Here is a 26,288-nt window from a genome sequence, read left to right as displayed (position 1 = left end):
GCTACTATTTTTTCGAGTTTGGTGTCCCGCTTTTAAAGAACACTCCTGATCGCATCCGCCACTTGCGGCAGCACCTTGTCATTCAGCCCCGCCACGTTCACCCGGCTGGAGTCCAGCATGTAGATGCCGTGGTCTTCCCGGAGTGCCCGTACCTGTTCGGGGGTTATCCCGAGGAACGAAAACATGCCGCGCTGCCGGGCGATGAAGCTGAAGTCACCCGCCGGGGCCAGGGCTTCGGCGAAGGCCTGGCGCAGGTGGAGGATGCGCTCGCACATGCCGCCCAGTTCGCTCTGCCATTGCTGGGTGAGGTCGCTGTCTCCCAGTATGGTTTCCACGATCGCGGCGCCGTGGGCCGGGGGCATGGAGTAGTGGGAGCGGATGACACTCAGCAGCTGGCTGGTGGCTGCCTGGTTGATGCTTGCGGTTTCGGAGATCAGCACCAGGGCGCCGGTGCGCTCCCGGTAAAGGCCGAAGTTCTTGGAGCAGGAGGCCGCTGCCAGCATTTCCGGTACCTGGCTGGCCAGGTGGCGGAGGCCAGCTGCATCTTTTTCCAGGCCATCGCCCAGACCCTGGTAGGCCATGTCGACGAAGGGCAGCAGGCCCTTGCGCTGGATCAGGGTGGTGACGTCCTGCCACTGCTCCAGGTCCAGGTCGGCGCCGGAGGGGTTGTGGCAACAGCCGTGGAGCAGTACCACGTCTCCGGGCTTTGCGCCTTCCAGGCTTTCCAGCATGGCGGCGAAGTCTACCTGCAACGTGTCCCGATTCAGGTATGGATATTCGCGGATGGTCAGGCCGGCGCCACCCAGCAGCGGCAGGTGATTGGCCCAGGTGGGGGTGCTGACCCAGACGGTAGTCGCCGGGTTGCACAGGCGCAGGAATTCCGCCGCCATGCGCAGGGCACCGCAGCCGCCCGGGGTCTGGACCACTGCCGTGCGGCCATCCCGGATCAGGGCGTTATCTGTCCCCAGGATGAGGCTGGCCATGGCGTCGTTGTAGCCGGCGGAGCCAGCTGGCCCGACGTAGCCCTTGGTGGTCTCGCCTGCCAGCAGTCGTCGTTCGGCTTCGTGGACCGCGGCCATGATGGGGGTGTTACCGGCGTCGTCTTTGTAGACGCCGATGCCCAGGTCCACCTTGTCCGGGCGCGGGTCGTCCCGGAAAGTTTGCATCAGTTGCAGTATCGGGTCCTGGGGCAGGGGCTTGAGGGTCTCAAACATGGTCTGCCTCCTTCTCATCGGCCTGCTGGGTGCGGATCAGGGTGGGGCGGCCAGTATCGAGAGCCTTGTAGAGCTGTTGCTGTTTGTCCCGGATCGCCTTGGCGGCCTGTTCCCGCACCGGGCCGTAGCCACGCACGTCGGCGGGCAGCTCCGCCAGTTGTAAAAAGGTGTCGTAGTTGTTCGCGTTCAGCTCTTTCTGGATGCGGTTAACGAGCGCCTGGTAGTCCTTGAGCATGGCGCGGTCCAGCTTGCGATCCGCCGAGTAGCGGAACGGGTCGATGGGGGTGCCACGCAGGCTGCGAAGTCTGGCCAGTACTTTAAAGGCACGGAATATCCAGGGGCCGAACTTCCGTTTCTTCGGGCGGCCCTGGGCGTCGGTGCCCCGGTTCATGAGGGGCGGCGCCAGGTGGAAATGGACCTGGAAGTCGCCTTCGAAGGTGTCATTCACTTCTTTCATGAAATCGGTTTCGGCAAACAGCCGGGCCACTTCATATTCGTCCTTGTAGGCCATGAAACGATAGAGCTGCTGGGCCACCGCCCGGGTGAGCAGGCCGTTGGTGTGTCCCAGATTCTGTTCTGCCTTGCGGACGCCTTCGATAACAATCCGGTACCGGTCTGCCCAGCGACGGTTCTGGTAGGCCACCAGGTGGTTGTAGCGGGTGTCAATCAGCTGTTCCAGGGTGGGTTCCGCTTTCACTTCCACCGCTTGCGGCTGGTTGTCCGTCAGCAGGTCGGTGATCGCCCGAGGGTTGACTGCTGCCAGGCGACCCCATCCAAAGGCTTCCTTGTTGCGGTCAATGGCCACGCCGTTGAGTTCGATGGCCTTCATCAGGGCCGCTTCGGACAGGGGCAGGAGTCCTTTCTGCCAGGCAAAGCCCAGCATCATGACGTTGGAAAAGACGGTGTCGCCCATCAGTTTGTCAGCAATGCCGTTGGCATCCAGGCGGGCAAAGTGATCGTCGCCTACCGCGTTGCGCAGGATTTCCAGGCGTTTGTCCGCCTTCATATCCGCGTCCCGGTAGAGCACGTAATCCGCAGTGGGCAGTTCCGCCTCGTTGGCGACGATTCGTGTGTGATTAGGTCGCAGCACCGTCAGTGCCTTCTGGGAGCTGGCCACAACCAGGTCGCAGGCGATGACGGCATCGGCCTGGCCGTTGCTGATGCGCACCTGGTGCAGCCGGTCCGGGGACGGCGCCATGCGTACGTAGCTGAGCACCGTGCCGCCTTTCTGGGCGAAGCCCATAAAGTCCAGCACCGAGGCGCCCTTTGACTCCAGGTGGGCCGCCATGGTGATCAGCTGACCCACGGTGACCACGCCGGTGCCGCCAACGCCGCCCACCAGCAGGTCGTAGGAGCCATTCATGGCGGGCAACACAGGGGCGGGGATATCAGCGAGCTTGCGGTTCAGCACCGAGCCGGTGTCCATACCGCGACTCTTGCGCAGCTGGCCACCTTCGATGGTGACAAAGCTGGGGCAGAAGCCGTTCACGCAGGAGTAGTCCTTGTTGCAGGAGGACTGGTCGATCTTGCGCTTGCGACCCAGCTCGGTCTGTCGGGGTACCACGGACAGGCAATTGGACTGCACGGAACAGTCACCGCAGCCTTCACACACGTGGTGGTTGATGAACGCCCGCTTTGCCGGGTCCGGAAACTGCTTGCGCTTGCGGCGACGGCGTTTCTCGGCGGCGCAGGTCTGGTCGTAGATCAGTACGGTACAGCCGGGAATTTCCCGCAGTTCCCGTTGTACCTGGTCCAGTTCACTACGGTCGTGGAAGGTGACGTCCTTCGGGAAACGGTCCTTGTGGTCGTTGTATTTTTCGGGCTCATCGCTGAGCACAACAACGCGTTTCGCGCCCTCTGCAGTGACCTGCTGGGCAATGGCATCGACGGTGATCTGGCCATCCACCGGCTGGCCGCCGGTCATGGCCACGGCGTCGTTGAACAGGATCTTGTAGGTAATGTTAATGCCGGCGGCCACCGCCTGGCGAATGGCCATCGAGCCGGAGTGGAAGTAGGTGCCTTCCCCCAGGTTCTGGAATACATGGGGGTTGCCGGTGTAACGACTCTTGCCGATCCAGTTGACGCCTTCGCCGCCCATCTGGATCAGGGACTCGGTGTTGCGACCCATCCAGGACGCCATAAAGTGGCAGCCGATACCGGCCAGGGCCTTGCTGCCTTCCGGTACCTTGGTCGAGGTGTTGTGGGGGCAGCCGGAGCAGAAATAGGGCAGTCGCTTGACCCCGCCCGGGTCCTGGGCGGTGGTCATGGTGTTGATCTGCGCCAGTTGCTCGCTGAAGTCGACGCCAAAGAACCGGCCCAGGCGGGCAGCGAGGAAGCCGGCCACCAGTTTCGGGCTCAGCTCCCCCACGTAAGGGATCAGGGGCCGGCCCAGTTCGTCCTGCTTGCCGGTGATCAGCACCTCGCCGGGGCGGTCCGGCTCGGACATATACTCTTTGATCTGACTTTCGATGATGCCGCGCTTTTCCTCGATGACCAGCACTTCCTGCTTGCCGTGGACAAACTCCAGTACGCCCCTGCGCTCCAGGGGCCAGACCATGCCGATCTTGTAGATATCCAGGCCCATGTCCCTGGCCTTGTCTTCATCGATGCCAAGCAGGTCGAGGGCTTCCAGCAGGTCCAGGTGGCCCTTGCCGGTGGTAACAATGCCGAAGCGGGCTTCCCGGTTGTTATAGAGGCAACGGTCGATGGGGTTGGCCCGGGCAAAGGCCTGAACGGCGGCCAGTTTGTGCTCGATGCGGGTTTCCAGTTGCGGCCCGGGCAGGTCTGGCCACCGGTAGTGCAGGCCGTCTGCCGGTGGTGTGAAGTCGTCCGGCATGACGAAATCGGGCATGGGTGGCAGTTCCACCGACGCGGCACTTTCCACGGTTTCCGAGATAGCCTTGAAGCCCACCCAGCAGCCGCTGTAGCGGGACAGGGCATAGCCCCAGAGGCCGAACTCCAGGTACTCGGCAATGTTGGCCGGGTTGATGGTGGGCATGAAGAAGCTCATGAAGGCCACGTCTGACTGATGGGGCATGGACGACGACACACAGCCATGGTCATCGCCGGCCACCACCAGGACGCCGCCATGGGGTGAGCTGCCATAGGTGGTGCCGTGCTTGAGGGCATCACCGGCCCGGTCAACGCCCGGGCCCTTGCCGTACCAGAGGCCGAATACGCCATCCACCTGGCGGTCATCGTCGGTTTCCACTTGCTGGGTGCCCAGCATGATGGTGGCGGCCAGGTCTTCGTTGATGGCGGGTACGAAATCGATGCGGTTCTGTTCCAGCAGGTCCTTTGCCTGCCACAGGGCCTGGTCATAGGCGCCCAGGGGGGAGCCCCGGTAGCCACTGACCATACCGGCAGTATTCAGGCCTTGCTTGCGGTCCAGTGCTGCCTGCATCAACGGGATACGGACCAGGGCCTGTGTGCCGGTGAGAAAGACACGGCCGGCTTCCCGATGATAGCGGTCTTCCAGTTGGTAGTCGTCTAAGTGAGGGGTATCCGGCTTGGAAGTATCGGCGGACATGGTGCTCTCCCTTTGTTGATTTTATGAACAAAATTCTAGGGGGGAAGGCACCGAATGTGCTTGCTTTTTGAGCAGGCTGGAGTGCCATTTGCGCAACAGTCTTTGATGAATGACAATTAAGCGAAAGATCCTTTGATAAAAATCAGGTGTTACCAAATGAAACAGGTGGAACTGGATAAGCTGGATCGTCGCATCCTGGATGCGTTGCAACAGGATGGGCGCATCAGCAACCAGCAACTGGCTGAACAGGTGGGCCTGTCGCCGGCGGCATGCTGGCGACGAGTGCGCGCGCTGGAGGAGGCTGGCGTCATCATTGGGTACAGTGCCCGGCTGAACCCGGAGGCCATGGGGCAGGGCCTGTGTGTGCTGGTGAACCTTTCATTACAGCGCCATACCATCGACAGCACGGCGGAGATCGAGCGGGAGGTCAGCAGCTATCCAGAGGTGCTGCAGTGCTTTGCCGTCACGGGTAACGCGGATTTTGTACTGCGGGTGGTGGTGCCGGATATGGCCAGTTATGACCGGTTCCTGAATGAAAAAATCTTTACCCTTCAGGGGATTTCGCAGGTGAATTCCAACTTCGCCCTTCGGGAGATCAAGAATACCCTGATGTTGCCTGTGTGACGTTCACTGGATTAGGCCATGCCCGGCATCCGGGGCAGGGCTGCTGGTAAAAAGGGAAATGATAAGTATTAAATGTTGGTCAGAAAGCAACTGATTTCTTGAGGTTTTTCGGTTTTGGGTCAAAGGTGAAAGGGCAGTATCCAAATTCACATCGCGTTGGCACCTGGAAAAGGAGGCCGACCCTAAGGAGGGAACGATGCTTTATTGGGCTGTCGTTTGTCTGATCATCGCCATCATCGCAGGTGTCCTGGGTTTTGGTGGAATTGCCGGCACAGCTGCCGGCATTGCCAAGGTCCTGTTCTTTATTTTCCTGATTCTCCTGGTGATCTCCCTGGTCGCCAACGCCATGAAAGGACGCAAACCCTGACGGGCAGTCCGCGACGGTTTACCGTGCAGACCCCTGATGAAAGGATCACGAACAAGGCCGGCATTTTGCTGGCCTTGTTCGTCAATTGATTGACGAAAATTCTTTTATGTAGCGGTTGTCGGGGAATTTCGTCAATTTGTCAGCAAACCATCAAGAAACAGACACCGGAAGGTAAGACCTGCTCTCTATGGTGACAGGTGTCCCGGCACTCCGGCGACGGCCCCTGGGCCTACAGCCTGGAGCTGACCCGGGTAGCAGATGCCTCTGCACCGGGTTCGTTGGCCTTGCTCGCCCTGGGCCTGGCAGGTCTTGGCGCAATGCGTGCCCGCCAACGCCGGAGCTGATCTCAGTTGATTGATGGCGGCTGGCTTTGAAGGGCTGGCGGCCCTCCCCCGGGCTGTGCACGGGTTTGCCGTGTACAGCTTTTCCCCTCTGACGTATCCTGTGTGCGTGCCGGCTGCCGTCGGCATGGGCGGATTGACCATAATCCGGCTCTTCCTCGACTGAATTGAAACCGGGTGTCTATGAGCGTAAGCATCGTTCTCGTTCTGGCCAGTATTGGTATTGCCTCACTTTTCTGTCAGTGGCTGGCCTGGCGGGTACGAATGCCGGCAATCCTGTTTTTGCTGGCTGGTGGCATTGCCGCCGGCCCGGTGCTTGGCTGGCTACAGCCGGAGCCTTTGTTCGGTGACCTGCTGTTCCCGATGATCTCGCTGGCGGTGGCGGTGATCCTGTTCGAGGGCAGCCTTACGCTCAAGTACGAGGAGATCAAGGGCCACGGCAAGATGGTCCGCAACCTGATTCCGGTAGGGTCAGTGGTGACAGCACTGATCGGCACCCTGGCGGCACGCTGGATACTGGATGTTTCCTGGGAGGTGGCTCTGCTCTTTGGTGCCATTTCGATTGTGACCGGGCCGACTGTGATTGCGCCCCTACTGCGGTCAGTGCGCCCGAAACAGAACCTCGCCAATATCCTGCGTTGGGAAGGCATCATTATCGACCCCGTCGGTGCGTTGCTGGCGGTACTGGTCTTTGAGGCCATCATTTCCTGGGGCCAGGGCAATGTGTTCTGGCACTCGGTGTATATCTTCGGCAAGACCGTGGCCGTCGGGCTGTTGTTCGGCGCCGTTGCCGGCTGGATTAATGGCGTGGCCCTGCGCAAGCACCTGCTCCCCCAATATCTGCATAACGCCGGAACCCTGACCTTCATGCTGGGGGTCTACGCCCTGTCCAACGAGATCGCCCACGAATCAGGTCTGCTGACGGTGACCATCATGGGGATCTGGATGGCCAACATGAAGATGGTGCCCATTGACGATATCCTGGAGTTCAAGGAGTCCCTCAGTGTTCTTCTGATCTCGGCCCTGTTTATTATCCTGGCCGCACGGGTGGACTTTGGTGCCATCGCAGAATTGGGCTGGGGCCTGGTGGTGGTCCTGGCTATCCTGATGCTGGTGGCCCGCCCGGTCAGTATTCTCCTGTCTGGCATAGGCACGTCGCTGAACTGGCGCGAGAAGGCGTTTCTCAGTTGGATAGCCCCCCGTGGCATCGTGGCAGCGGCGGTATCCGCCCTGTTCGCGTTCCAGCTGGAAAACCAGGGCTATGAGGATGCGGGCACACTGGTACCCCTGGTGTTCATGTTGATCATCGCCACCGTTACCCTGCAGAGCCTGACGGCCCGCCCGATTGCCCGGGCACTCGGAGTGGCAGAACCCGCAGCCTTTGGTTTCCTGATCCTGGGGGCCAACAGTGGTGCCCGCGCCATTGCCCAGGCCCTGCAGAAGAATGAAATACCGGTCACGCTCACCGATACCAACTGGGAAAACGTACGCCAGGCCCGGATGGACGGCCTCAAGGTGTATTTTGGCAACCCCACTTCAGAGCATGCCTCCACCCACCTGGACCTGACGGGAGTAGGGAAGCTGCTGGTGATTTCTCCGTACAAGCAACTGAACTCCCTGGCCACCTACCACTTCCTGGACTGGTTTGGCCCCAACAGTGTGTACAGCCTGTCGGAAGGTGAGCAGGATCAGAAGGCCAGCCACCAGTCTGCAGAGAAAATCCAGCAGACCCGTGGCCTGTTTGATGACCTGTCCTATCCCAAGCTGGCCAGCCTGGTCAGCCGTGGCTATACCGTGAAGACCACCCAACTGAGTGAAAGCTTTACCTATGAGGACTTCCTGGCAAGGCACGACGGCGAGGCCAGGGTATTGTTCGTGATCAACGACAAGGACAAGATCCACCCGGTCATGGCTGGGGACGAGCTCGAGCCGGATACTGACTGGCAGCTGATCAGCCTGGTACCCCCCCGGGCCGCGAGGGACCGGAAGAGCGAAGGTGAGGTCACCACCGACCCGTCGCGGGACGGCTGAGGTACACAATGGAACTGCCGCTGGATCCCGCCCAATATGGAATGGTACTGGTCATAATGGGTGGCCTGCTGTCGATCAGTATCCTGGCGGATGTTATTGCGGCCAGAACCGCTGTGCCCCGGATATCCCTGCTGGTGCTGGTCGGCGTTGTCGTGGCGGCTATCCAGCAATGGGGGCTTGGCCAGCCAGCGGGGCCATTGACCACCCTGGCAGAGCCGCTCATCCAGCTGGCCCTGGTCATGGTGGCGTTTCTGTTGGGCGGGGAGTTCACCTGGGACCGACTGCGCACCCTTGGGCCGGTGGTAGGGATCTTCTCCCTGACGGTGGTGCTGGCCAGCGGGACCGCTGTTGGTCTGGGCCTTTGGCTGCTCGGATTTCCCGTCATCCTGGCGGTGGCGCTGGCGGCCATTTCCGTGGCCACCGACCCGGCGGCGGTCAGTGAAACCATCCACGAACTCCGAGCTGGGAATACCCGTGTCGGCCGGCTGCTGCTCAGTACCGTGGCCGTGGATGATGGCTGGGGTATTATTGTGTTTGGGCTGGCGATGGCGTTTCTGGGCTGGCACGCCAGCGGTGATGGCCTGCAGGCCCTGCTGGAGGCGCTCTGGGAGCTTGGGGGTGCCGTAGCGCTCGGGGTTATCGTGGGTATACCTGCGGCCTGGCTGACAGGGCGCCTGGAGGCGGGTGAGCCGACGCTCGTAGAGGCGCTGGCCCTGATTCTGTTACTGGCCGGTGGGGCCGCGCTGCTGAACGTATCGGAACTTCTCTCCGCGATGATAGCCGGTGCCATTGTGGCCAACCTGGCTTCACACCACACTCGCTCCTTCAACGAGATTGATTACCTCAAATGGCCATTCCTGGTCTTTTTCTTCGTGCTTGCAGGCGCCAGCCTCGACCTGAACATGCTTGGGTCCGCCCTGGGCATTACCGGTGCCTATATCCTGCTCCGGATACTGGGGCGCTACCTGGGAGGCCTGCTGGGTGCCCGGGCGGTAGCAGGCAGGCAGGGTGCCCTGCCTTCCGGGATTGGTATGGCACTGACACCCCAGGCCGGAGTGGCTATGGGGATGGCCCTGCTAGCAGGCGAACGTTTCCCCGAGTTCAGTGCCACGCTGATGGCTGTGGTGGTAGGCTCCACGGTATTCTTCGAGGCTACCGGACCCTGGCTGGTGCGACGGACTCTGCGCAATAACGCGATGACCGACAACAACAAGGAGTAGATTTCCATGATAGATACCCTCAAGACCTGGCATGAGCTCGCCCACAGTGGCAACGCTGACGGACTGGATGACCTGCTGGCGGACAACGCTGTGTTTCATTCGCCGGTGGTACATACACCCCAGGAAGGCAAGGCCATTACCAAGGCGTACCTGGCGGCTGCGTTTGGTGTATTGAACAACGACCATTTCGAGTATTTGCGTGAAATTGTCGATGGAAATACAGCCGTCCTGGAGTTCCGTACCGAACTGGATGGCACCGTGATCAATGGTGTCGATATGATCGAATGGGACGAGACCGGTCGTATCCGGGATTTCAAGGTGATGGTGCGCCCGCTCAAGGCCATCAACAAGGTGCACGAAATGATGGCCGCCATGCTGGAGGCCAACAAGCGCCGCTGAGAACTGCGCCCTGGCCACTGATTGCCAGGGCCGGACTCCCCCTTGCTGAGGCAGAGGCTATGCGGAGCCCCCTATGAATCGCTACGATTCCTTCGCCCGAACCCACTGCAGTGTCTGCGAGAATGACGGGTTGGTGGATTTTCTCACGGTCGGTCACAGGACTTACCGCCGGTGCCTATGTTGCCAGGCTACCCTTATGGACCCAGCTGCCTGGTTGACGGAATCTGAGGAGCGGGCTGTCTACGCCCTGCACGAGAACGAGCCGGGGGATCCTCGCTACCGACGTTTCCTGGAAAAGCTGGCTGCTCCCCTGCTTGAGCGGTTGCCACCTGGCGCGCAAGGTGTGGATTTCGGCTGTGGGCCTGGCCCGGCATTGGCCGCCATGATCGAGGAACAGGGTCATACCGTCACTCTGTACGATCCGGCGTTCTTCCCTGATGTCACGGTACTCAACCGGAACTGGGATTTCGTCACCTGCACTGAAGTGGTGGAACACCTGCATCATCCGCTGGCGGTATTCCGGCAACTCGATGCAATGCTTCGTCCCGGAGGATGGCTTGGTGTCATGACCTGTTTCCAGACGGATGACAGTCGGTTCGCCAACTGGCATTACCGCCGCGATCCAACGCACATTGTTTTCTACCGGGAGGAGACCTTCCGTTGGCTTGCCAGCCATTTCGGCTGGACCCTGACCATTCCCCGCAAGGATGTTGCGCTTCTGCAAAAACCTGCCTGATTGCTGTGTATGAATGTAACTCCTGTCTGTCGATCATGAGGACAGATAAAAAACCTCATATTGAAGTTTCAAAGAGTTGCAGAAGTTCTTGTTAAAAAAGAAATATTAAAATTGTAACGACGCGAAAATTGGTGACTGAAACCATGGAATCCCGACCGCTCAGAAGGTTAGCATGGCTCCGAACTTCAGCCCGCCTTCCTGTGTCGTGCCATGGAATCCGTCAATCATACAAGCCTTCGGTTGCTATACCTGTTTGTCACCATGCTGGTGATCCTGGTCCCCCTTTCAGGCCTTGCTGCAGAAATCCAGGGCGATGAAACTGCCAGTGTCGAACGGAATCGTCGCACCCTGACGCTTCTGCAGCAAAGCTTGTACTGGATCCGTTCCCATCATGGAAGTTTGCCTGTTGAGCGGGGTAGCGGGTCGCCGGCGCCATCGACAGCCCGGGTGCCCGTCCTGGCGGGTATGACGGCAGATACCATTCCCCTGTCATCTGCACCTGCGAGGGAGACCTGGGCTGGGGAACGGTTTTATCTCAGGGGCGAGGACCACGACGCAGAAATGGGGGACCGGGTTCGCGTCGGCTTTGACGAGACACCGTTGCCCGGTCTGGGCAGCAACCTGAGGCTCGATGGCAATTGGTCCATGTCCCAACAGCCCGGCGATACGACCATGGATGTAGGCCTGGCCTGGCAGACACTGCTGGGCGGCAACCGGCTTTCATTCAGTGGTCGTCATCATGAATACCACGATGAAGTGGTGTCAGGTGAAGATATCCGGCGGGTTGGTGGCAGCCGCCAGACCCTGGAGATGGATCTGGTCCGGAACCTTTACCAGGGCCCGGCGGCGAGCCTGGATGCACGGGTCATAACCACTGATGTCAGCAGCCAGTGGTTTGAAAATGGTGACCTGACCGGAGAGGCCCGGCGCAGTTATTCATTGGTCCGGCTTGATGGTTACCTCGGAGGGCAGGTGCCCTGGGTTGATAGCCATGGAGAAATCAGTCTTTCTGTCGAAGGCTGTATGGCACTGCTTGATGGTGCAGTGCAGGAGGCGTGCGGCGAAAAACTGGGCGCTTTCCAGCGCTACAACCTGGCAGCGAGTCTGGAACGAAACTGGCTGAAGATGGACTGGGACCTGAAAGGCGAGTACCAGTTCACCCCGGATAAATTGCCGGGCTGGCGCTACCTGGAGGTTGGCCAGGGAATGATGCACGGGTTTGGTGGCCAGGTGCTGCGGGGACGCCGGGGTGGCTGGCTGCGCCTGGACAGCGCCACGCCCGACCGTCTCCTCTGGCTGCCATCCGGTGTCCGGACAAGCCTGCGGTTCTCACTGCTGCGTGGCTGGGCCGAAGGTCCGGGGCAGGGCCTCACCAGTCGGGCCACGGCGGGTGAGGTGCTCTGGCGGGTCAGCGGTGAGCATCTGACCGGGGGGCTGAGGGCTGGTACTCTTTTGGAGGCATCAGGTCCGGGCCTGGTATCCGCCAACGTGCCGGAGCTGTCCCTGGATATTAGCTGGACGCTGTGAACCGGCACGCCTTGGGCCGGAGCCGTTCACGACGCCGGCTTACAAAGTCGTCACTTGCGGCAGGGTTCAGTGGAGACTAAAAATCAAGGGGGTAGGCTTGCAGGCCTTTACAAGGATTTTCTGACAAGGACCCCCTCTCTATGTTGCGCCTCCTCGCTGGTGTCATTATCTCTTCCATGACGGCCTTTGCTGCCACTGCCTCTGAACCTGGTGGTTTTGATTTCGATAATGTGGCTGAGAAGGCCCGTCAGCTAGCCGGCAAAAGCTGGCAGGCGCCACCAGAGATCCCCGATTTCCTGAAAGAGATCGATTATTCCCGTTACCAGGAGATCCGGTTCCGGGACGACCGTAACCTGTGGCGCGATTCGGATTCCCGCTTCCAGGTGATGTTAACCCCGGCCGGAAAATACTTTACCCATCCGGTTACGCTCAACGAAATCCGCGATGGCGAGGTTGAACCGATACGCTTCGCCCGGGACCTGTTTACCTACCCGAGCGAGGAGTTTGCCAAGCGCATTCCAGCGGATCTGGGCTTCGCCGGTTTCCGACTTACCTATCCGCTGCGTGGGCCGGATATCAACAACCAGTTCCTGGCGTTTGCCGGTGCCAGCTACTTCCGTGGTGTGGGGCGTGACGATGGCTTCGGCCTTTCGGCGAGAGGCGTGGCGATTGATACCGGACAGCCCCGGGGTGAGGAGTTCCCGTCGTTTATCGAGTTCTGGCTGGAGAACCCCGACGCCGGCGATGAGCAGGTGGTGGTCTATGCCCTGCTTGACGGCCCCAGCCTGGCGGGTGCCTACCAGTTCACCATCAAACCCGGTGATGTTCTCGACGTGGAGGTACGTGCACGCCTGTTTTTCCGTGAACGGGTCGGGCTGCCCGGTTACGCGCCGTTGACCAGCATGTTCTATTACGGCGAGAACACACTCCGGCCGATGGGAGAATGGCGCCCGCAGACCCACGATTCAGACGGGCTCCTGGTAACCGACGGCGACAGCGGAGAATGGCTCTGGCGGCCCCTGATCAACCCGGAATCCCTGCGCATCAGTTACCTCAGGGCCAATAATCCCCGGGGCTTCGGCCTGATTCAGCGGGATCGTGACTTCCGCGACTTCCAGGACCTGGAGGCCAGGTATGAGTTGCGCCCCAGCGCCTGGGTCGAGCCCGAAGGTGACTGGGGTAAGGGTAGTGTTGTGCTGGTGGAAATACCAACCCGGTCAGAGGTCAACGACAACATCGTGGCGTTCTGGTCTCCGGAAGAGTCACCGCAAAAAGGCGCCTCGGTTGACCTTGACTACAGGCTACGATTCGGTCCGGCCAGCCTCAGCGGCCATCCTTCAGGCTATGCGGCCAATACGTTTATTGGTGATGGCAACCGCATCGGTGGTGGCGACCAGGAAGGAGCCTATCGGGTGTTGGTGGATTTCGAAGGTGGGCCGCTGGATCAAACAGACCCCGGGGCCGATGTGGTCAGTCAGGTCAGCGCCGATGAACATACAGAAGTGCTGGAGCACTTTGTGGAGTACTCGGAACCTGCCAGGCAGTGGCGTCTTTCTATGCTGGTGCGGCCTTCCGGGGATCAGACCATGTCGTTGCGGGCTTTCCTGTCGCAGGATGGCGAACCGCTGACCGAAACCTGGACCTACGAGTTGCCACCGGGGATTGATATCCGGGGCAATTAACCCACAAGGATAGCGTGCATTCAGGAGAAGCGTGATGGAAAGGGCGATATGCCAATATGCGCTGGACCGGGTAATGCTCTACCTCCGGAATTACGGTGTAGCCCCCGCTCCGCAGGTTTGCCGCCGCGCCCTGGCCCTGATCGATGAATGCCTGGCAGAAGTGGTGACCGGGCAGGGTAGTTCTGTGCCTGACCCTTGTCACTCAGACACACCGCTCCCGGGCGGGGTGCTGGCGCTGGTTTTTGACCGCCTCCCCGGGTACTTCGACTTGCCGGAACTGTACGTCCCGCTGCAGCGTCCGCCCATCCAGCGAGGGAGTATAGGTTATGGGCCAACCCTGTGAGCCAGTGGCAACCCCGGCCCCGGGGGTGCCGGTAAGGGGCAGGGCGGACGTTCGCTGGCGGTGGGTGGCGAACATTCGGCGCCTGGTGCTGGCCCTGTTTGTACTGGGGCAGACGTTTTTGGCCACGGCTTTGATACTCAGGGTCCTGCCTTACCACGGAGGCACCTGGGCAGAGGCCGGACTTACCACGCTGTTCGCCGTGCTCTATGCCTGGGTGGCTGTCGGATTCTGGACGGCGGTATTTGGGTTCGCAATCAGGTTGATCGGCGGTGATCGGTGGTCCCTGGCCCGCCGTCACCCGGAAGCGGAACTGGTCGCTACGCCCCTCGCGTCCACTGCGGTAGTTATGCCGATTTACCATGAACCGGTTCAGCGCACGCTAAGGGGGCTGCGCGCGATTTACCGGGATCTCGAACGTACCGGGCACCTGCAGCATTTTGAGTTTTATATCCTCTCCGACAGCCGTGACCCGGAAGTCTGGCTTGAAGAGCAGGCGGCCTGGCAGAGTCTGTGTGAGGAACTGAATGCCGATGGCCGGCTGTTCTACCGGCGCCGCACGGTTAACCTCAACTACAAAAGCGGAAACGTGGCCGACTTCCTGCGGCGCTGGGGCCGCCGTTGTCGTTACACCGTGGTGCTGGATGCCGACAGCCTGATGGGGGGAGATACCCTGGTGCGCATGGTCCGGTTGATGGAGCTGGAACCACGGGTTGGTATCCTGCAGACCAACCCCGGGGTCGTCCGGGGCTGTTCCCTGTTCGCCCGTATCCAGCAATTCGCCAACCGGCTGTACTCGCCCCTGTTTTCTGCCGGACTGGCAGCCGTGCAGATGGGCGATGCCGCGTTCTGGGGCCACAATGCCATATTGCGAACCAGCGCGTTCATGGACTACTGCGGACTTCGCAAGCTTCCCGGGGTAGGGCTGTTCCGTGGGCCGATCCTCAGTCATGACTTCGTGGAAGCTGCCTGGATGGGCCGGGCCGGGTATGAGGTCTGGCTGGAACCGTCCCTCAGCGCCAGCTTCGAGGAATCTCCCCCCAGTCTGGGCGATGAGCTATCCCGGGACCGGCGCTGGGCCAAGGGTAACCTGCAGCACCTTTGGGTCATGCTGACCACGCCTGGGCTTCGGTTTGCGCACCGCATGGCGTTTTTCAATGGCATTATGGGATACTTGGCCTCACCCTTGTGGTTGCTCTTCCTGGTGTTCACTACGGCGGAGGCGGCCCAGCTGGCGTTGATGCCGATAGATTATTTCCCGGGGGACCAACCCGGTCTCTACCCCCTGTGGCCAGAATGGCGCCCGGGACTGGCGATCACCCTGGCGCTCACCACCCTGACCATGCTGTTTGCTCCCAAGGTACTGGCCTGGCTGGACGCACTGATACATCGCAGGGCGCGGCAGTTCGGTGGTGTTGGTCGCAGCCTGCTGAGCGTGATCCTGGAAACCCTGGTGTCAGTCATGCTGGCCCCCATCAAGATGCTGGCCCACTCTGGCTATGTGCTGGGGGCGCTGCTGAACCTGTCCCTCAGCTGGGCGGGCCAGAACAGGACCGAGGAAACGGGCTGGCGTGAAGCGATGGTGACCCAGGCCACGGGAATGTTGGTGGGGCTGGCCTGGTCCGCATTCGCCTGGTACCTGGACCCGCTATTCTTTTTCTGGTCACTTCCGGTAGCAGTGCCGTTGATACTGGCGGCGCCCACCGCCGTCGGCCTGAGCAGGGTGTGGGCCGGACAGTGGCTGCGCCGGGCCGGTTTATTGCGTACTCCGGAGGAAACCCACCCTCCGCAACTCCTCCTTGATACTGCCGATGAGCAATCTTTATTACCGCGGCTGGGCCAGCTCTCCCGTTTCGAGGAAGCGGTTCTGTTACCCGAGGTGAACGCCATGCACTGCAGCCTCGCCCGCAGTCACCCGGGGAGGCTACGGCAGGAAACCCTGCAGGGGCTCGCCAGGCGCTGCCTTGCTGAGGGACCGGACGCCCTCAGCCGCTCCGAGCTGAGCCACCTGTGTCGTGACAGCGACACCCTGGCCTGGCTTCACCACGCCGCCTGGCGTTCAGACCCGGATACCTGGTGGGGGCGGAAACTGTCCGCAGCGGTAACCGGCTGACGCGAAAACCGCTGGCGATTTACTGCTCACGGTCCAATAGGTCAATGACCAGCCCATCTTCCTCGTAGGTGTCCCTGCGGAACCGGATACGACCGGCGTCGTCGGCCTCTGCTGTCCAGTAAGCCATGACCAGTGGCACCCCCTCCGGCAGTGAAACGTTGCGGGTCTCGCCCGACCGACGCGCCTCTGTCAGCTGCCTGGGTACCGTGCCCGAGGCATCACGGAACAACTGGTCAGTCAGGTCGAGGGCATTTTCAACACGGACACATCCGGAGCTGTAAAAACGTTCAGGTGTGCCAAACAGCCGTTGCGAGGGCGTGTCATGCAGGTATACGGAGAACGGATTCGGAAACCGGATTGCGACCTCCCCCAGGGCGTTACCAGGTCCAGCGTTCTGCCGTAGCAGCAGGTTTCCCGGTCGGCTCCAGTCAACCTGGTCGGGGTCCAGTGGTGTGCCGGTCCGGTCCAGAACCGTCAGCCGGTTACGGTAGAGATAGTCCGGGTCTGCCTGGATCGCCGGCAAGGTGTCTTCGTAAAAAATGGTGGGCGGAATGGTCCAGGTAGGGTTGACCGTGATGTGGCTGATCACGGACGTCAATGCGGGGGTTTTGCGCTCTGCCCGACCTACCTGTGACCGGCTTTGCCATACCTCTTCATTGTCGCGGAACAGGCGCACCCGGGCCCCGGCAATGTCCACCAACAACCGGTCAGGCATCAGGTAGGGGGAAAACCAGCGAATGCGTTCCAGGTTTGCACGGACCCGTGCCGTCCAGGCTGCGGGTGGGGTATTCAGGGCAGCCCGGGTGTCCTTGCCAACCAGTCCGTCTGCGACCAGCCCGTGGTCCCGCTGAAATTCAGCGACCGCATCCGCCATGGCGTCATCGAAAAGCCTGGGGCTGTTGGTGTCCGCCTCCGGCCCGCCCGGCCAGGGAGTTCCGCCGGGTAGATAGCCCTGGGACACCAGCCGCCGGGCCAGTTGTGCCACCTGCTCGTTGCGGTCTCCGGACCTGAGGGTGGGACCCTCTGGTATCGTGGGTCTCTGCATGGCCAGGGTGTCAAGCCGTCCGGAATAGGCATTGCGGAGGTTCTGGTAAGCGGCCAGCGAGGGACGGGCGTTGTCGTAGGCCAGGCTGAGTCCCCGTGAAGAATGGAAGGCCTGGTGAAGTTTCTGCGCAAAGTCAGCTGGGTCCGGACGCTGTGGGTTCTGGTGCCAGACCAGGCCCAGCTCTTCGGGATCGAGACGGCCCAGGGTCAGGTCCTTGACCGACCATGCGAGCATCAACGTGGCAAGTTCGGCATGGCAATTGTCCGGATAGGCACCATCTGACTGTCGACTGCTGATCAGGGCGATTTCGGGTAGCTGGTAGTAGCCGGGGTTAAGGCCATCTGTGCGTAGCTGGCCAATTTCCCTGACCAGCCGCTGCCAGTGAACCGGGTAAAGCCACCGCTCTGTATGGGGTTCGAGGCGATCCAGCTCTGCCACCACCTGGCTCACAAATTCCGGAGGCCGGGCCCCGTCCATGCAGGGGCCATCAATGTTGCGGGCGCTTGCCTCGACGGCCAGGGCTGTGAGCAGCAATATCGTTGCCTGGATCACTCTCCGGGCATTGCACCATCGCCGATATGACGGTCTGCCGGGCCAGAGTCGGGCCCCGGGATAAAGGGCACGGCTCCATTGCAAATCGTAAACGGTGTTGCTGTTTGTGTGAAATCTGTACAATTCGACTCGCTTCCCATATTTTGCGGGATTTTTGTCGCACAATGCCAGGCGAGGCAGGTCGGATAGCATCGCTATCCGGTATCGCCGTGTAAGTGGGTTCCCGCGAACCAATGTATTTACGAGGAATAGTCAATGGTAGTCAGAGGCCTGAAACGCGCTCTGTTCATGTCAGCTTGTGTTGCCACATTTATTTTGTCCCCGCTAAGCAGTGTAGCAGCGGCTCAGGGGGAAAGCCTGTTTGCCGGCCTGTCCCGCTCCGCTCCCAATCTCGATCCCCAGGTTTTGCGCTATGCCCTCGATGCCACCGAGTGTGCGATCCATAATGGTGTAAGCACGCCGTCTCGCCTCGCGGTCATCGACTTTTCCCTGCCTTCCAGTGAACAGAGGTTGTGGATATTCGATCTGGAGGAAAAAGCCCTGCTGCTGCGGGACCTGGTGGCCCATGGTCGTAATTCCGGAGACCTGGAATCCACACAGTTCTCCAACGTGGAAGGCAGCCATCAGTCCAGTATCGGCCTGTTTCGCGCGGCGGAGAGCTATCAGGGCAAGCATGGCTACTCCCTGCGGCTCGACGGGCTCGAGCCGGGGTTTAACGACCTGGCCCGACAGCGGGCCATCGTGATTCATGGCGCTGACTATGTTGACCCTTCTTGGGTGGACGCCTACGGACGTATCGGCCGCAGCCTGGGCTGCCCGGCAGTTCGCCAGGAAATCAGCGACCAGGTCGTGGACAACCTCAAGGGTGGCCAGCTGGTGTTCAAGTATTATCCGGACAAGGAGTGGCTGGCCCGGTCAGGGCTGCTTAACTGCGGTAGCCGGACCGTGGCTGGCGGCCCCGGTCATGATAACGTCCAGGGCAGCGGTTCCTGAGGCTTGTGTCCCGTCTGGCTAATTCCTTAACCTGCTGAGCGTCCCCAGAGGCAAGTAGTAGATTAAGGGGTTAGCCAGACGGGAAACTATTGTCCCTTCTTTTTTCGCCTTTTCCGGGCGACCTCCGGCCCGGGGCTTTTACGCCCCGACCGGTTCTCGGCTATTCTGACGGCAATCGATAACGGGACTTCCTGCAAGGAAATTCCACTTTTCAATACGTCAGGAGAGCGCAGTCTATGTCTGAAACGAGCTTGAAGGGCAAGCGGATTCTGGTCACCCAGGCCGGAGATTTTATGGGTCCGGTACTCTGCGAGGTACTCGCAGAGCAGGGCGCCACGGTCATCCCCAATTACGACGACATCAGTGACCCGGAGACACCAGCCCGGATTGTGGCAGAGGCAGGGGGTATCGATGTACTACTGGCCAACCTTGCCGTGCCTGCGCCATCCAGCCGGGTTGGCGAGGTCTCTGCGGGGGAGTGGCGGGACACCTTTGCCACCATGGTGGACCCCTTGCCGCGCCTTCTGCAGGCTGTGTTGCCTGGTATGCGTGAGCAGGGGTATGGCCGGGTCCTGGTAATGGGCAGTGCATCCGCACTGCGGGGCATGAAACGGGCGTCCACCTACAGTGCCGCCCGGGGCGCACAGTTGTCGTGGGTCCAGGCGGTGGGAGTGGAACTGGCTCCGGAAAACATCCAGGTCAACCTCATTGCCCAGAACTTCGTGGATAACCCTACTTATTTTCCGGAAGATATCCAGGCCAACCCCCGCTTCCAGGAGCGTCTGAAGCGGGAGGTCCCGCTGGGCCGCCTGGTCGGTGCCCGTGAGGACGCCCAGTTTGCCGCATACCTGTGCAGTGACGCTGCCAGCTGTTTTGTGGGGCAGGTTTTTCCGGTCTGTGGCGGGTGGGTTAACCGCTAGCCCATCTCCGAACCGGACAGGGAGGTGACATGGAAACGGGAATTGTACTGACCGGGGGTGGCGCCCGTGCTGCCTACCAGGTAGGCGTGCTCAGGGCCATTTCCGATATGTACCCTGACTGGGAAGCCCCCTTCCGGGTGATCGTGGGCACCTCAGCCGGTGCCATCAATGCAGTGGCCCTGGCCAGTGGTGCCCCCATCTTCCGGCACAATGTGAGTCACCTGGAGGGACTCTGGTCAGAAATTACCGTCGATCGAATCTACAAGAGCCAGACCCTGGACATCTTCCGCAATATGACCGGCGTGGCCCGCAGACTGTTTGCCGGCCAGGGGGAGGGGGCGCCGGTTGCCTTGCTCAACAACAGTCCACTACGCCGGATGCTGGAGCAGGAGGTGGACTTCGACGCCATTGCCAGTGCCATCGAGGAAGAACGGTTACTGGCCGTTGGGGTTAACGCCTGCGGCTACTCCACCGGGCAGAACCTGTGCTTCTTCCAGGGTCATGAGGACCTGCAAAGCTGGACTATGGGGCAGCGGGCCGGGACGAGAACCCGACTCGAACTGTCCCATATTCTCGCCTCCGCGGCTATTCCCACGGTCTTTCCGCCGGTGCAGATCAACCGCGAGTACTTCGGCGACGGTGTCACACGGCAGATGGCCCACATCAGCCCTGCGCTCAGGCTGGGGGCGGAGCGAGTGTTGGTGATCGGCGTCAGTGCCAACAGCATGTGCCCCACCGAGCGCCCCGGCCAGCCGGGCAGTCCCACCTTCGCCCAGGTCATTGCCCAGGTTTTCAATGGCATGTTCCTGGATACCCTGGATTACGATATCGATCGTCTGCGCTTGATTAACCAGTTACTGGAACTGATACCAGCCGAAAAGCAGGCCCAGGCCGGCCTCGACCTGCGCCCGGTCAACCTGCTGGAGATTTCTCCCAGTCATCAGATCAATGACATAGCCGCAAAGTATATGGATGGCATGCCCCTCGTTCTGAGAAACCTCGTGGGCGCCACGGATCGCCACCATGGCACCGCTGCCAGCCTGGCCAGTTACCTGCTGTTTGACCCTCGCTTTTGCCAGGAGTTAATACGGCTGGGGTATGAGGATGCCCAGGCCCATGCCCGCCAGATCGAACGTTTCTTTCACGAGCGACCAGCTGCAGCGGACTGAGTCGGTCCAGGTCTCCGGCTGTCAGAAGGTGGACAGGCCGGTGGCTTCCATAAACCGGTAACGCCAGTACTGCAGCCGGGATTCGTCGGGGTTTTCCTCATAGGGCAGGCTGAACACCGGGGTTGACCCGGGACCGCTTTGCCACAGGCGGTCGAAAAGTTGAGTCGCTGTCGCAATGACCGGGGTTGTTCCGGCGCCAGTCGCCAGCATCGAGGTTTCCAGGTTGTAGTCGTCGATGTTGCGGCGGGTAAGGTTAGCCGAGCCTACCAGCAGCCGGCTGTCGCCACTGACGGGGCGCAACATCAGTAGCTTGTTGTGGCACTGCTCGCCGGCAGTATTGCACCAGCGCACATCGATGCCGGCCTGTTTCAGCTCAAACGCTACCTGACGATTGGGAATGCCGTTCTTGTCGTGGCCGAAGGCATCCTGGTTCTGGTCGAGCAGGATTCGCAGTCGGGCGCCGCGCCGGTGGGCGTCCTTCAGGGCCTTCACTGTTGCCCTGTGGGAGAGATAGAACATGGCCATATCGATGTGGTCGTCCGGGCCGGCGAGGCGGACAAGGTTCAGGGCGGCTTCGCGAATGGCGGATTCGGTCAGCACCTGGCCCTGAAGTTCGCCACCCTGGTCACGCGTGACGGCGGTCTCCGGTAATGGCCAGGCAGGCACCGGCACCCCGGACAGCGTCATAACGGCCTCTTCAGTGGATAGCAGGTCGTAGGCGGCCGCTCCGGTAAAGGTAATTGCCGTATTCCAGTGCCGGCTGCTGCCGGCGTGGGGGTTGGCGGAGGTAATCAGGCCCCTTAGCTGGTCGCCTTCGTCCACTACAAGGGTCTTGCGGTGGTTGGCCTTGAAGTTTGGCAGCGCCAGGTAGCTGCGCAGGGTAACCTTGCCCTCGCCGAACGCATTGGGCAGCCACCCACCGCCCGGATTATTGCCGAACCACTGGCAGCACCATCGCCAGATGGCGGACCAGGCCGGATTGGGGTCCCGCAACGGGCGCAGGTCGGTTTCCACCAGGGTGATCCCTGCATCGCGCAGACGTTTGAAGTGCGTTTGCTCCAGGCCACCATAGACTGTATTCAGCGGGTCTGTGATGACCACCACCATCAGCCCGGGAATTTTCTGGTGGCGCCGGATCAGTGCCGTGGTGAGCTTCTCTGCGAGTGGTTCGAAGCTGGCGTCCTGGGCACTGTCGTTGAACAGGAACATATCAACGACGATCAGTTTGCGGGCCTGGCCGATCAGCCGGAACACCTCGTCAAAAATGCCGTGACTTTGCATCCGCTCGCCGTTGGCGTTGCGCCAGGTGACATCCGCGATCAGCCGGGCATCGTAAAGGGCTCTTGCCGGTGCAGATTTTGACAGTCCTGCCGGAAGTGGTTTTAACGTGTTATAAAGACCTGTTGCCAGCAGTACCAGGATAACGATGGCGACTATCAGTCGGAATGAGATCATGTGCATCCCTGCATGGACTCCGAAGTTGTTATAGATGCTCTCATTATAAACAGACAAACTAAGAAGGCAGATCTATATGATAGGTTACGTAACAATTGGTGTCAGTGACATGGGCCGCGCCAAGCAGTTCTACGCAGACCTGCTGGCTGACCTGGGCGCGAAGGTCCTGATGGATATGGAGCGCATTGCGTTCATCGGCAAGAGCATGGGAACGCCAATGCTGGCGGTGTGTACGCCCTATGATCAGCAGCCGAACCACCCGGGCAACGGTAACATGGTTGCGATCAACCCCGGTTCCAAGGAGATGGTCGACAAGCTGTATCACAAGGCGATCGAGCTGGGCGCGACCTGTGATGGCGAGCCCGGGCAACGAATCCCGGATCGTTTCTACGGCGCTTACATCCGTGACCCGGACGGCAACAAGGTTGCCTTCTTCCACTTCGGCTGATTCAGCGGAACCAACGCGATGTCTGACCTGAAAGACCCCAGGGTACTGTTTGCCGCAGAGCGCACCATGCTGGCCTGGAACCGGACCAGCCTGGTGCTGATTGCCTTCGGTTTTATGGTCGAGAGGGCGCACATACTGTTGCAGGTACTGGCCCCGGAGCAGTCAGACCCCTTCCGGGAGTCGGTGACTTTCTGGCTGGGCATCGCGTTTATTGTATTGGGTGCGTTCTGCGCGGCCTATTCGTCCCGTCAGTACCTGGCGGTACTCCGCACGCTCTCTGCGGCTGAGTTCCCTTCTGGCTACCGGGTTACCTGGGGACTGATGGTCAACCTGGTGATCGCGCTGCTGGGCCTGGTGCTGGCGGTGGCGCTGGCCGTTTCCTAGCTTCCCAGTTCAGCCGGTTCGTCGTTGATAATCAGCCGGTTACCATCCAGGTCCTGGGTGCGTCCATCTTCTTCTGACCAGGTGCGCTCAACGACTTCTTCCGGATTTTCCGAGATCAACCGCACGCGGGTTTCGTTATAGCGATATCGTGGCTCAGAACCGTCCGTCCAGTGCATAAGCACCAATGACAGGGAAGGGATGTCTTCCGGCGTGCCCATGATGTACTCGTCGTACTGGTCCGTGCTCAGGAACTGCCGTTCTGTCAGTCCGACCCGGTCCACATAGAAATCCCTGGCCTGGTCAAGGTCGCTGGCACCAATGCCGATCGCAGCCAGGTAGGTGGCGCCGGTCGGTGATGTTTCGGCAATTTCGATCAGGTTCTTGTCGGGGTCCCGCCCGAAACCCACCACTCCGAAATCCTCCTGGTTGGAGGGGGGCACGGTGACTACGCCTCCGGCATTGGCGAAGCGGTTTGCCAGCGCGTCAGCGTCGGCAGTGAAGAAGACGATCTTGCCCGGATTATCCTGCAGGTTTCGTCCCAGGCCATCGGTAAACTCGATCAGCGTCAGGGTGGCTTCAAAGGGACTGACCGGTGATGCGAGGGTCACCCTGACGCTGAAGTCAGTCTCCACCTCATCCACCACTTCCATGCCCAACCCATCCCTGTATACCGGCAGTGACATGTCCAGGTCACTGACACCCAGTTCGAACCCCGTTACCTGGCTGGCTACCGCGGTCAGGTTTTCATCATCGTCTTCATCCTCCGGGTCATTGCCGAACACAACGGACCAGTCACAACCGGCCAGTAACACCGCAAATAGCAGGGCTGCCGGTAGCGGCCACCCTCGCTGGAACCAAAATGGGAAACGTAATGTCCGGTTTTTCATGACAACATCCTTTGTCTGCATGGCTCCCGGACGGCATCCTCGGGACTTGTCTCCGCAGTATGTGGCTCGCGGGGAATGGTTTTGGCGATCCAGCTCAGGGCCGGGTGGTCATTCATGCCTGCCCGGCTTTATGTTGCTGGTCACAGCGCAGGGTACATCCAGGAAAAACCGGAACGCACCTGCCGAGTGGATGAGATTATCATCCTCTTCATCGATCAAAAACCATGATATTTGACCGGAAGTGTTTTTGACTGCATCCTGATCCGGTTTCATAACGCAACCGAAAATGGGAGAACACAACAGTGAGTGATTACACCAATCGTGCCATTGTGCTGAACCAGCGCCCCCAGGGGGAAATCCAGGACGGAGACCTGAAGCTTATCGAAAAGCCGGTCCGTGAACTGAAAGACGGCGAGGTGCTGGCCAAGACCCTCTGGCTGTCCCTGGACCCATACATGCGCCCACGCATGAACGACTCCAAGGGCTATATGGATCCCATCGGCATCGGTGAGGTGATTGTGGGCGAGGTTGTCGCCCGCATCGTAGGGTCTCGCTCGGATAAGTACAAAGAGGGCGACCTGGTGACCTGTTACGCCGGCTGGCAGGAGTACTCCGTTTTCCCTGATACCGCAGCCATGGTCTACAAGATCCAGGAGAAGCCGGGTGTCCCCCTGCAGGCTTATCTGGGTGTTGCCGGCATGCCGGGCCGCACCGGTTACTGCGGACTGATGTATGTGGGCAAGCCGAAAGCCGGTGAGACGGTGGTGGTTTCCGCGGCGTCCGGCCCGGTGGGTACGGTGGTCGGCCAGACCGCGAAGAAGGAGGGCTGTCGCGCCGTTGGTGTTGCCGGTGGTCCCGAAAAGTGCCGCTATGTGGTTGAAGAGCTCGGCTTTGATGCGTGCGTGGACTACAAGGCCGGCAACCTGGAGGAAGACCTGAAGGCCGCATGTCCTGATGGTATCGATATCTATTTCGAGAATGTTGGTGGTGCGGTGACCCGTGCGGTGGCGCCGCTGCTGAATGAAGGTGCCCGAGTACCGATTTGCGGCTACGTTTCTGCCTACAATGCCGAAGATCCCACCAAGGTGGAAACCCCGTTCCACGTTCTCAAGGCCCTGGATCCGGTGCCGGAACACCGTTTCTTCCTGGTCACCGAATGGCAGGACCAGCACCAGGAGATCACCGGTATCCTGGCGGACCGGGTTGCTTCAGGTGAGATGAAGTATCGCGAGACGGTTGCGGAAGGCCTGGATAATGCGGTTGAGGCGTTCAAGGGAATGCTGAAAGGCAAGAACTTTGGTAAGCAACTGGTTCATATTGCTGACTGACGTGACCTGGCTTCACCGCCTGGGCACCTGGGCGGGTGGAGTCAGTCGGGTATCGCTTTCCGGGACACGCCCGCAAGCACGTCTATGGAGTACTCGACGAACGCCATCCGTGGCGTTCGTCGGTCCCGGAAATCAATCCCCGACCGCCTCCTTTGAACCTTGGTAGCCCCTACCTGTAAAAAACCGCAGCTGTTAAAGCTCGGCGTTGTGGTAAACGTTCTGAACGTCGTCCAGGTCATTGAGCATGTCCAGGAACTTCTCGAACATCTCCACATCCTCGCCCTGAACCGGCGTCGTTGTCTGGGGCAGGAACTGGATGTCGTCAACCTCGAACTCCAGTCCCTCGAAAGCAGCGGTCAGCGCCTGCTTGGCCTTTGCGTATTCGGTGTTGGGTGCGAAGACTGTAATCAGGCCGTCTTCCTGCTCGATGTCGGTGACGTCCACATCCGCTTCCATCAATGCTTCCAGGACGGCGTCTTCATCATCGCCCTTGAAGGCAAGAATGGCGCAGTGATCAAACATATGGCTGACGCTTCCAGGGGTGCCGATCTTGGACTTGGTCTTGGTGAAGCAGACCCGGACATCACCGAACGTGCGGTTGGGATTGTCCGTCAGGCAGTCCACTATGACCATGCAGTTGCCGGGGCCGAAACCTTCGTAGCGGGCGGCCGAGAAATCCTCGCCGGCGCCGCCACGGGCCTTGTCCAGGGCCTTTTCAATGACATGGGTGGGTACCTGGTCCTTCTTGGCACGGTCAATCAGGCCCCGCAATGCCAGGTTTGCGTCCGGATCGGTACCGCCGGACTTGGCGGTGACATAGATTTCACGGCCATACTTGCTGTAGACACGGGTCTTCGCAGCGGCCGTCTTGGCCATGGAGTCTTTTCGGTTCTGGTAGGCTCTGCCCATGGTTCGGAATCCTGTGGTCGTCAGAAAAGGCGAATATTACACGCACTACCGCCGCCGGACCACTGACCTGCGTCA

23 protein-coding genes are annotated in these 26,288 nt (G+C 60.4%); 17 read left to right on the top strand and 6 right to left on the bottom strand.

Annotation, left to right across the window (positions count from 1 at the left end; translation table 11 throughout):
• Positions 1 to 32 precede the first annotated feature (32 nt).
• A complete protein-coding gene (locus BM036_RS04365) occupies positions 33 to 1,214 on the bottom strand; it encodes an amino acid aminotransferase (protein ID WP_091849023.1) in 1,182 nt (393 codons plus the stop codon).
• The gene (locus tag BM036_RS04360; protein WP_091849022.1) at positions 1,207 to 4,743 is read right to left on the bottom strand and encodes an indolepyruvate ferredoxin oxidoreductase family protein; all 3,537 of its coding nucleotides are present in this window, start codon (positions 4,741 to 4,743) and stop codon (positions 1,207 to 1,209) included. Before BM036_RS04360 ends, BM036_RS04365 begins: the two co-directional genes overlap by 8 nt.
• Before the next feature lie 156 nt (positions 4,744 to 4,899).
• Here BM036_RS04360 and BM036_RS04355 point away from each other — a divergent pair, with 156 nt between their 5' ends.
• The 11 genes from BM036_RS04355 (at position 4,900) to mdoH (ending at position 16,123) form a co-directional block, all read left to right on the top strand.
• A complete protein-coding gene (locus tag BM036_RS04355; RefSeq protein ID WP_091849021.1) occupies positions 4,900 to 5,367 on the top strand; it encodes an Lrp/AsnC family transcriptional regulator in 468 nt (155 codons plus the stop codon).
• A gap of 196 nt (positions 5,368 to 5,563) precedes the next feature.
• Entirely contained in the window at positions 5,564 to 5,734 is a 171-nt protein-coding gene (locus BM036_RS04350; protein WP_091849020.1) for a DUF1328 domain-containing protein, read from the top strand.
• Positions 5,735 to 5,931: 197 nt separating this feature from the next.
• The gene (locus BM036_RS19795; RefSeq protein ID WP_143066561.1) at positions 5,932 to 6,078 is read left to right on the top strand and encodes a PEP-CTERM sorting domain-containing protein; all 147 of its coding nucleotides are present in this window, start codon (positions 5,932 to 5,934) and stop codon (positions 6,076 to 6,078) included.
• A 180-nt stretch (positions 6,079 to 6,258) separates the two neighbouring features.
• Positions 6,259 to 8,106, top strand: a complete 1,848-nt coding sequence (locus BM036_RS04345; RefSeq protein ID WP_091849019.1) for a cation:proton antiporter — start codon at positions 6,259 to 6,261, stop codon at positions 8,104 to 8,106.
• Between the two features lie 8 nt (positions 8,107 to 8,114).
• Positions 8,115 to 9,326, top strand: a complete 1,212-nt coding sequence (locus tag BM036_RS04340; protein ID WP_091849018.1) for a cation:proton antiporter — start codon at positions 8,115 to 8,117, stop codon at positions 9,324 to 9,326.
• 6 nt (positions 9,327 to 9,332) lie between these two features.
• Complete coding sequence (locus BM036_RS04335; protein ID WP_091849017.1) at positions 9,333 to 9,725, top strand: nuclear transport factor 2 family protein; 393 nt, start codon at positions 9,333 to 9,335, stop codon at positions 9,723 to 9,725.
• A 73-nt stretch (positions 9,726 to 9,798) separates the two neighbouring features.
• A complete protein-coding gene (locus tag BM036_RS04330; protein ID WP_091849016.1) occupies positions 9,799 to 10,461 on the top strand; it encodes a class I SAM-dependent methyltransferase in 663 nt (220 codons plus the stop codon).
• Between the two features lie 210 nt (positions 10,462 to 10,671).
• On the top strand, positions 10,672 to 11,988 hold the full coding sequence (locus BM036_RS04325; protein WP_091849015.1) for a ShlB/FhaC/HecB family hemolysin secretion/activation protein: 1,317 nt from the start codon (positions 10,672 to 10,674) through the stop codon (positions 11,986 to 11,988).
• Between the two features lie 140 nt (positions 11,989 to 12,128).
• Positions 12,129 to 13,670, top strand: a complete 1,542-nt coding sequence (locus BM036_RS04320) for a glucan biosynthesis protein G (RefSeq protein WP_245742469.1) — start codon at positions 12,129 to 12,131, stop codon at positions 13,668 to 13,670.
• 34 nt (positions 13,671 to 13,704) lie between these two features.
• On the top strand, positions 13,705 to 14,013 hold the full coding sequence (locus BM036_RS04315) for a hypothetical protein (protein ID WP_091849014.1): 309 nt from the start codon (positions 13,705 to 13,707) through the stop codon (positions 14,011 to 14,013).
• On the top strand, positions 13,997 to 16,123 hold the full coding sequence (mdoH, locus tag BM036_RS04310; RefSeq protein ID WP_091849013.1) for a glucans biosynthesis glucosyltransferase MdoH: 2,127 nt from the start codon (positions 13,997 to 13,999) through the stop codon (positions 16,121 to 16,123). Before BM036_RS04315 ends, mdoH begins: the two co-directional genes overlap by 17 nt.
• A 19-nt stretch (positions 16,124 to 16,142) precedes the next feature.
• Here mdoH and BM036_RS04305 read toward each other — a convergent pair whose 3' ends face one another.
• Positions 16,143 to 17,702: a L,D-transpeptidase family protein gene (locus BM036_RS04305; protein WP_177185992.1), complete on the bottom strand. Its 1,560-nt coding sequence runs from the start codon at positions 17,700 to 17,702 to the stop codon at positions 16,143 to 16,145.
• A gap of 273 nt (positions 17,703 to 17,975) precedes the next feature.
• On the opposite strand from BM036_RS04305, the gene BM036_RS04300 reads away from it, so the two are divergent.
• The 3 genes from BM036_RS04300 to BM036_RS04290 all read left to right on the top strand — a co-directional run bounded on the left by BM036_RS04300 (position 17,976) and on the right by BM036_RS04290 (position 20,802).
• Positions 17,976 to 18,713, top strand: a complete 738-nt coding sequence (locus tag BM036_RS04300) for a murein L,D-transpeptidase catalytic domain family protein (protein WP_218144770.1) — start codon at positions 17,976 to 17,978, stop codon at positions 18,711 to 18,713.
• A gap of 236 nt (positions 18,714 to 18,949) precedes the next feature.
• Complete coding sequence (locus BM036_RS04295; protein WP_091849011.1) at positions 18,950 to 19,633, top strand: SDR family NAD(P)-dependent oxidoreductase; 684 nt, start codon at positions 18,950 to 18,952, stop codon at positions 19,631 to 19,633.
• Positions 19,634 to 19,662: 29 nt separating this feature from the next.
• Positions 19,663 to 20,802 carry a patatin-like phospholipase family protein gene (locus BM036_RS04290; RefSeq protein ID WP_091849010.1) on the top strand — a complete coding sequence of 380 codons (1,140 nt, stop codon included), beginning with the start codon at positions 19,663 to 19,665 and terminating at the stop codon, positions 20,800 to 20,802.
• Positions 20,803 to 20,823: 21 nt separating this feature from the next.
• Here the strand turns inward: BM036_RS04290 and BM036_RS04285 are convergent, their stop codons facing one another.
• Positions 20,824 to 22,257: a phospholipase D-like domain-containing protein gene (locus tag BM036_RS04285; protein ID WP_091849009.1), complete on the bottom strand. Its 1,434-nt coding sequence runs from the start codon at positions 22,255 to 22,257 to the stop codon at positions 20,824 to 20,826.
• Between the two features lie 76 nt (positions 22,258 to 22,333).
• Between BM036_RS04285 and BM036_RS04280 the strand changes: the two genes are divergently transcribed.
• Together BM036_RS04280 and BM036_RS04275 are read left to right on the top strand one after the other, a co-directional pair.
• Positions 22,334 to 22,705, top strand: coding sequence for a VOC family protein (locus tag BM036_RS04280; protein WP_091849008.1), 372 nt, complete (start codon positions 22,334 to 22,336; stop codon positions 22,703 to 22,705).
• 18 nt (positions 22,706 to 22,723) lie between these two features.
• The gene (locus tag BM036_RS04275) at positions 22,724 to 23,089 is read left to right on the top strand and encodes a YidH family protein (protein ID WP_091849007.1); all 366 of its coding nucleotides are present in this window, start codon (positions 22,724 to 22,726) and stop codon (positions 23,087 to 23,089) included.
• On the opposite strand, the gene BM036_RS04270 is transcribed toward BM036_RS04275, so the two are convergent.
• Complete coding sequence (locus BM036_RS04270; protein ID WP_177185991.1) at positions 23,086 to 23,976, bottom strand: VOC family protein; 891 nt, start codon at positions 23,974 to 23,976, stop codon at positions 23,086 to 23,088. The genes BM036_RS04275 and BM036_RS04270 overlap by 4 nt on opposite strands.
• A gap of 302 nt (positions 23,977 to 24,278) precedes the next feature.
• Here BM036_RS04270 and BM036_RS04265 point away from each other — a divergent pair, with 302 nt between their 5' ends.
• On the top strand, positions 24,279 to 25,304 hold the full coding sequence (locus BM036_RS04265) for an NADP-dependent oxidoreductase (protein ID WP_091849005.1): 1,026 nt from the start codon (positions 24,279 to 24,281) through the stop codon (positions 25,302 to 25,304).
• A gap of 192 nt (positions 25,305 to 25,496) precedes the next feature.
• On the opposite strand, the gene BM036_RS04260 is transcribed toward BM036_RS04265, so the two are convergent.
• The gene (locus BM036_RS04260; protein WP_091849004.1) at positions 25,497 to 26,213 is read right to left on the bottom strand and encodes a YebC/PmpR family DNA-binding transcriptional regulator; all 717 of its coding nucleotides are present in this window, start codon (positions 26,211 to 26,213) and stop codon (positions 25,497 to 25,499) included.
• Positions 26,214 to 26,288 lie beyond the last annotated feature (75 nt).

This window comes from Marinobacter segnicrescens (assembly GCF_900111555.1).
Classification (GTDB): domain Bacteria; phylum Pseudomonadota; class Gammaproteobacteria; order Pseudomonadales; family Oleiphilaceae; genus Marinobacter; species Marinobacter segnicrescens.
The sequence above is the reverse complement of the archived record's forward strand: the minus strand, read 5'-3'. Positions and strand labels throughout refer to the sequence as shown.

Excerpts from the sequence above, each read along its gene's own strand:
- BM036_RS04365 (WP_091849023.1), bottom strand. The coding sequence starts at position 1,214 with ATGTTTGAGACCCTCAAGCCCCTGCCCCAGGACCCGATACTGCAACTG.
- BM036_RS04360 (WP_091849022.1), bottom strand. The coding sequence starts at position 4,743 with ATGTCCGCCGATACTTCCAAGCCGGATACCCCTCACTTAGACGACTAC.
- BM036_RS04355 (WP_091849021.1), top strand. The coding sequence starts at position 4,900 with ATGAAACAGGTGGAACTGGATAAGCTGGATCGTCGCATCCTGGATGCG.
- BM036_RS04350 (WP_091849020.1), top strand. The coding sequence starts at position 5,564 with ATGCTTTATTGGGCTGTCGTTTGTCTGATCATCGCCATCATCGCAGGT.
- BM036_RS04345 (WP_091849019.1), top strand. The coding sequence starts at position 6,259 with ATGAGCGTAAGCATCGTTCTCGTTCTGGCCAGTATTGGTATTGCCTCA.
- BM036_RS04340 (WP_091849018.1), top strand. The coding sequence starts at position 8,115 with ATGGAACTGCCGCTGGATCCCGCCCAATATGGAATGGTACTGGTCATA.
- BM036_RS04335 (WP_091849017.1), top strand. The coding sequence starts at position 9,333 with ATGATAGATACCCTCAAGACCTGGCATGAGCTCGCCCACAGTGGCAAC.
- BM036_RS04330 (WP_091849016.1), top strand. The coding sequence starts at position 9,799 with ATGAATCGCTACGATTCCTTCGCCCGAACCCACTGCAGTGTCTGCGAG.
- BM036_RS04325 (WP_091849015.1), top strand. The coding sequence starts at position 10,672 with ATGGAATCCGTCAATCATACAAGCCTTCGGTTGCTATACCTGTTTGTC.
- BM036_RS04320 (WP_245742469.1), top strand. The coding sequence starts at position 12,129 with ATGTTGCGCCTCCTCGCTGGTGTCATTATCTCTTCCATGACGGCCTTT.
- BM036_RS04315 (WP_091849014.1), top strand. The coding sequence starts at position 13,705 with ATGGAAAGGGCGATATGCCAATATGCGCTGGACCGGGTAATGCTCTAC.
- mdoH (WP_091849013.1), top strand. The coding sequence starts at position 13,997 with ATGGGCCAACCCTGTGAGCCAGTGGCAACCCCGGCCCCGGGGGTGCCG.
- BM036_RS04300 (WP_218144770.1), top strand. The coding sequence starts at position 17,976 with ATGGTAGTCAGAGGCCTGAAACGCGCTCTGTTCATGTCAGCTTGTGTT.
- BM036_RS04295 (WP_091849011.1), top strand. The coding sequence starts at position 18,950 with ATGTCTGAAACGAGCTTGAAGGGCAAGCGGATTCTGGTCACCCAGGCC.
- BM036_RS04290 (WP_091849010.1), top strand. The coding sequence starts at position 19,663 with ATGGAAACGGGAATTGTACTGACCGGGGGTGGCGCCCGTGCTGCCTAC.
- BM036_RS04285 (WP_091849009.1), bottom strand. The coding sequence starts at position 22,257 with ATGATCTCATTCCGACTGATAGTCGCCATCGTTATCCTGGTACTGCTG.
- BM036_RS04280 (WP_091849008.1), top strand. The coding sequence starts at position 22,334 with ATGATAGGTTACGTAACAATTGGTGTCAGTGACATGGGCCGCGCCAAG.
- BM036_RS04275 (WP_091849007.1), top strand. The coding sequence starts at position 22,724 with ATGTCTGACCTGAAAGACCCCAGGGTACTGTTTGCCGCAGAGCGCACC.
- BM036_RS04270 (WP_177185991.1), bottom strand. The coding sequence starts at position 23,976 with ATGAAAAACCGGACATTACGTTTCCCATTTTGGTTCCAGCGAGGGTGG.
- BM036_RS04260 (WP_091849004.1), bottom strand. The coding sequence starts at position 26,213 with ATGGGCAGAGCCTACCAGAACCGAAAAGACTCCATGGCCAAGACGGCC.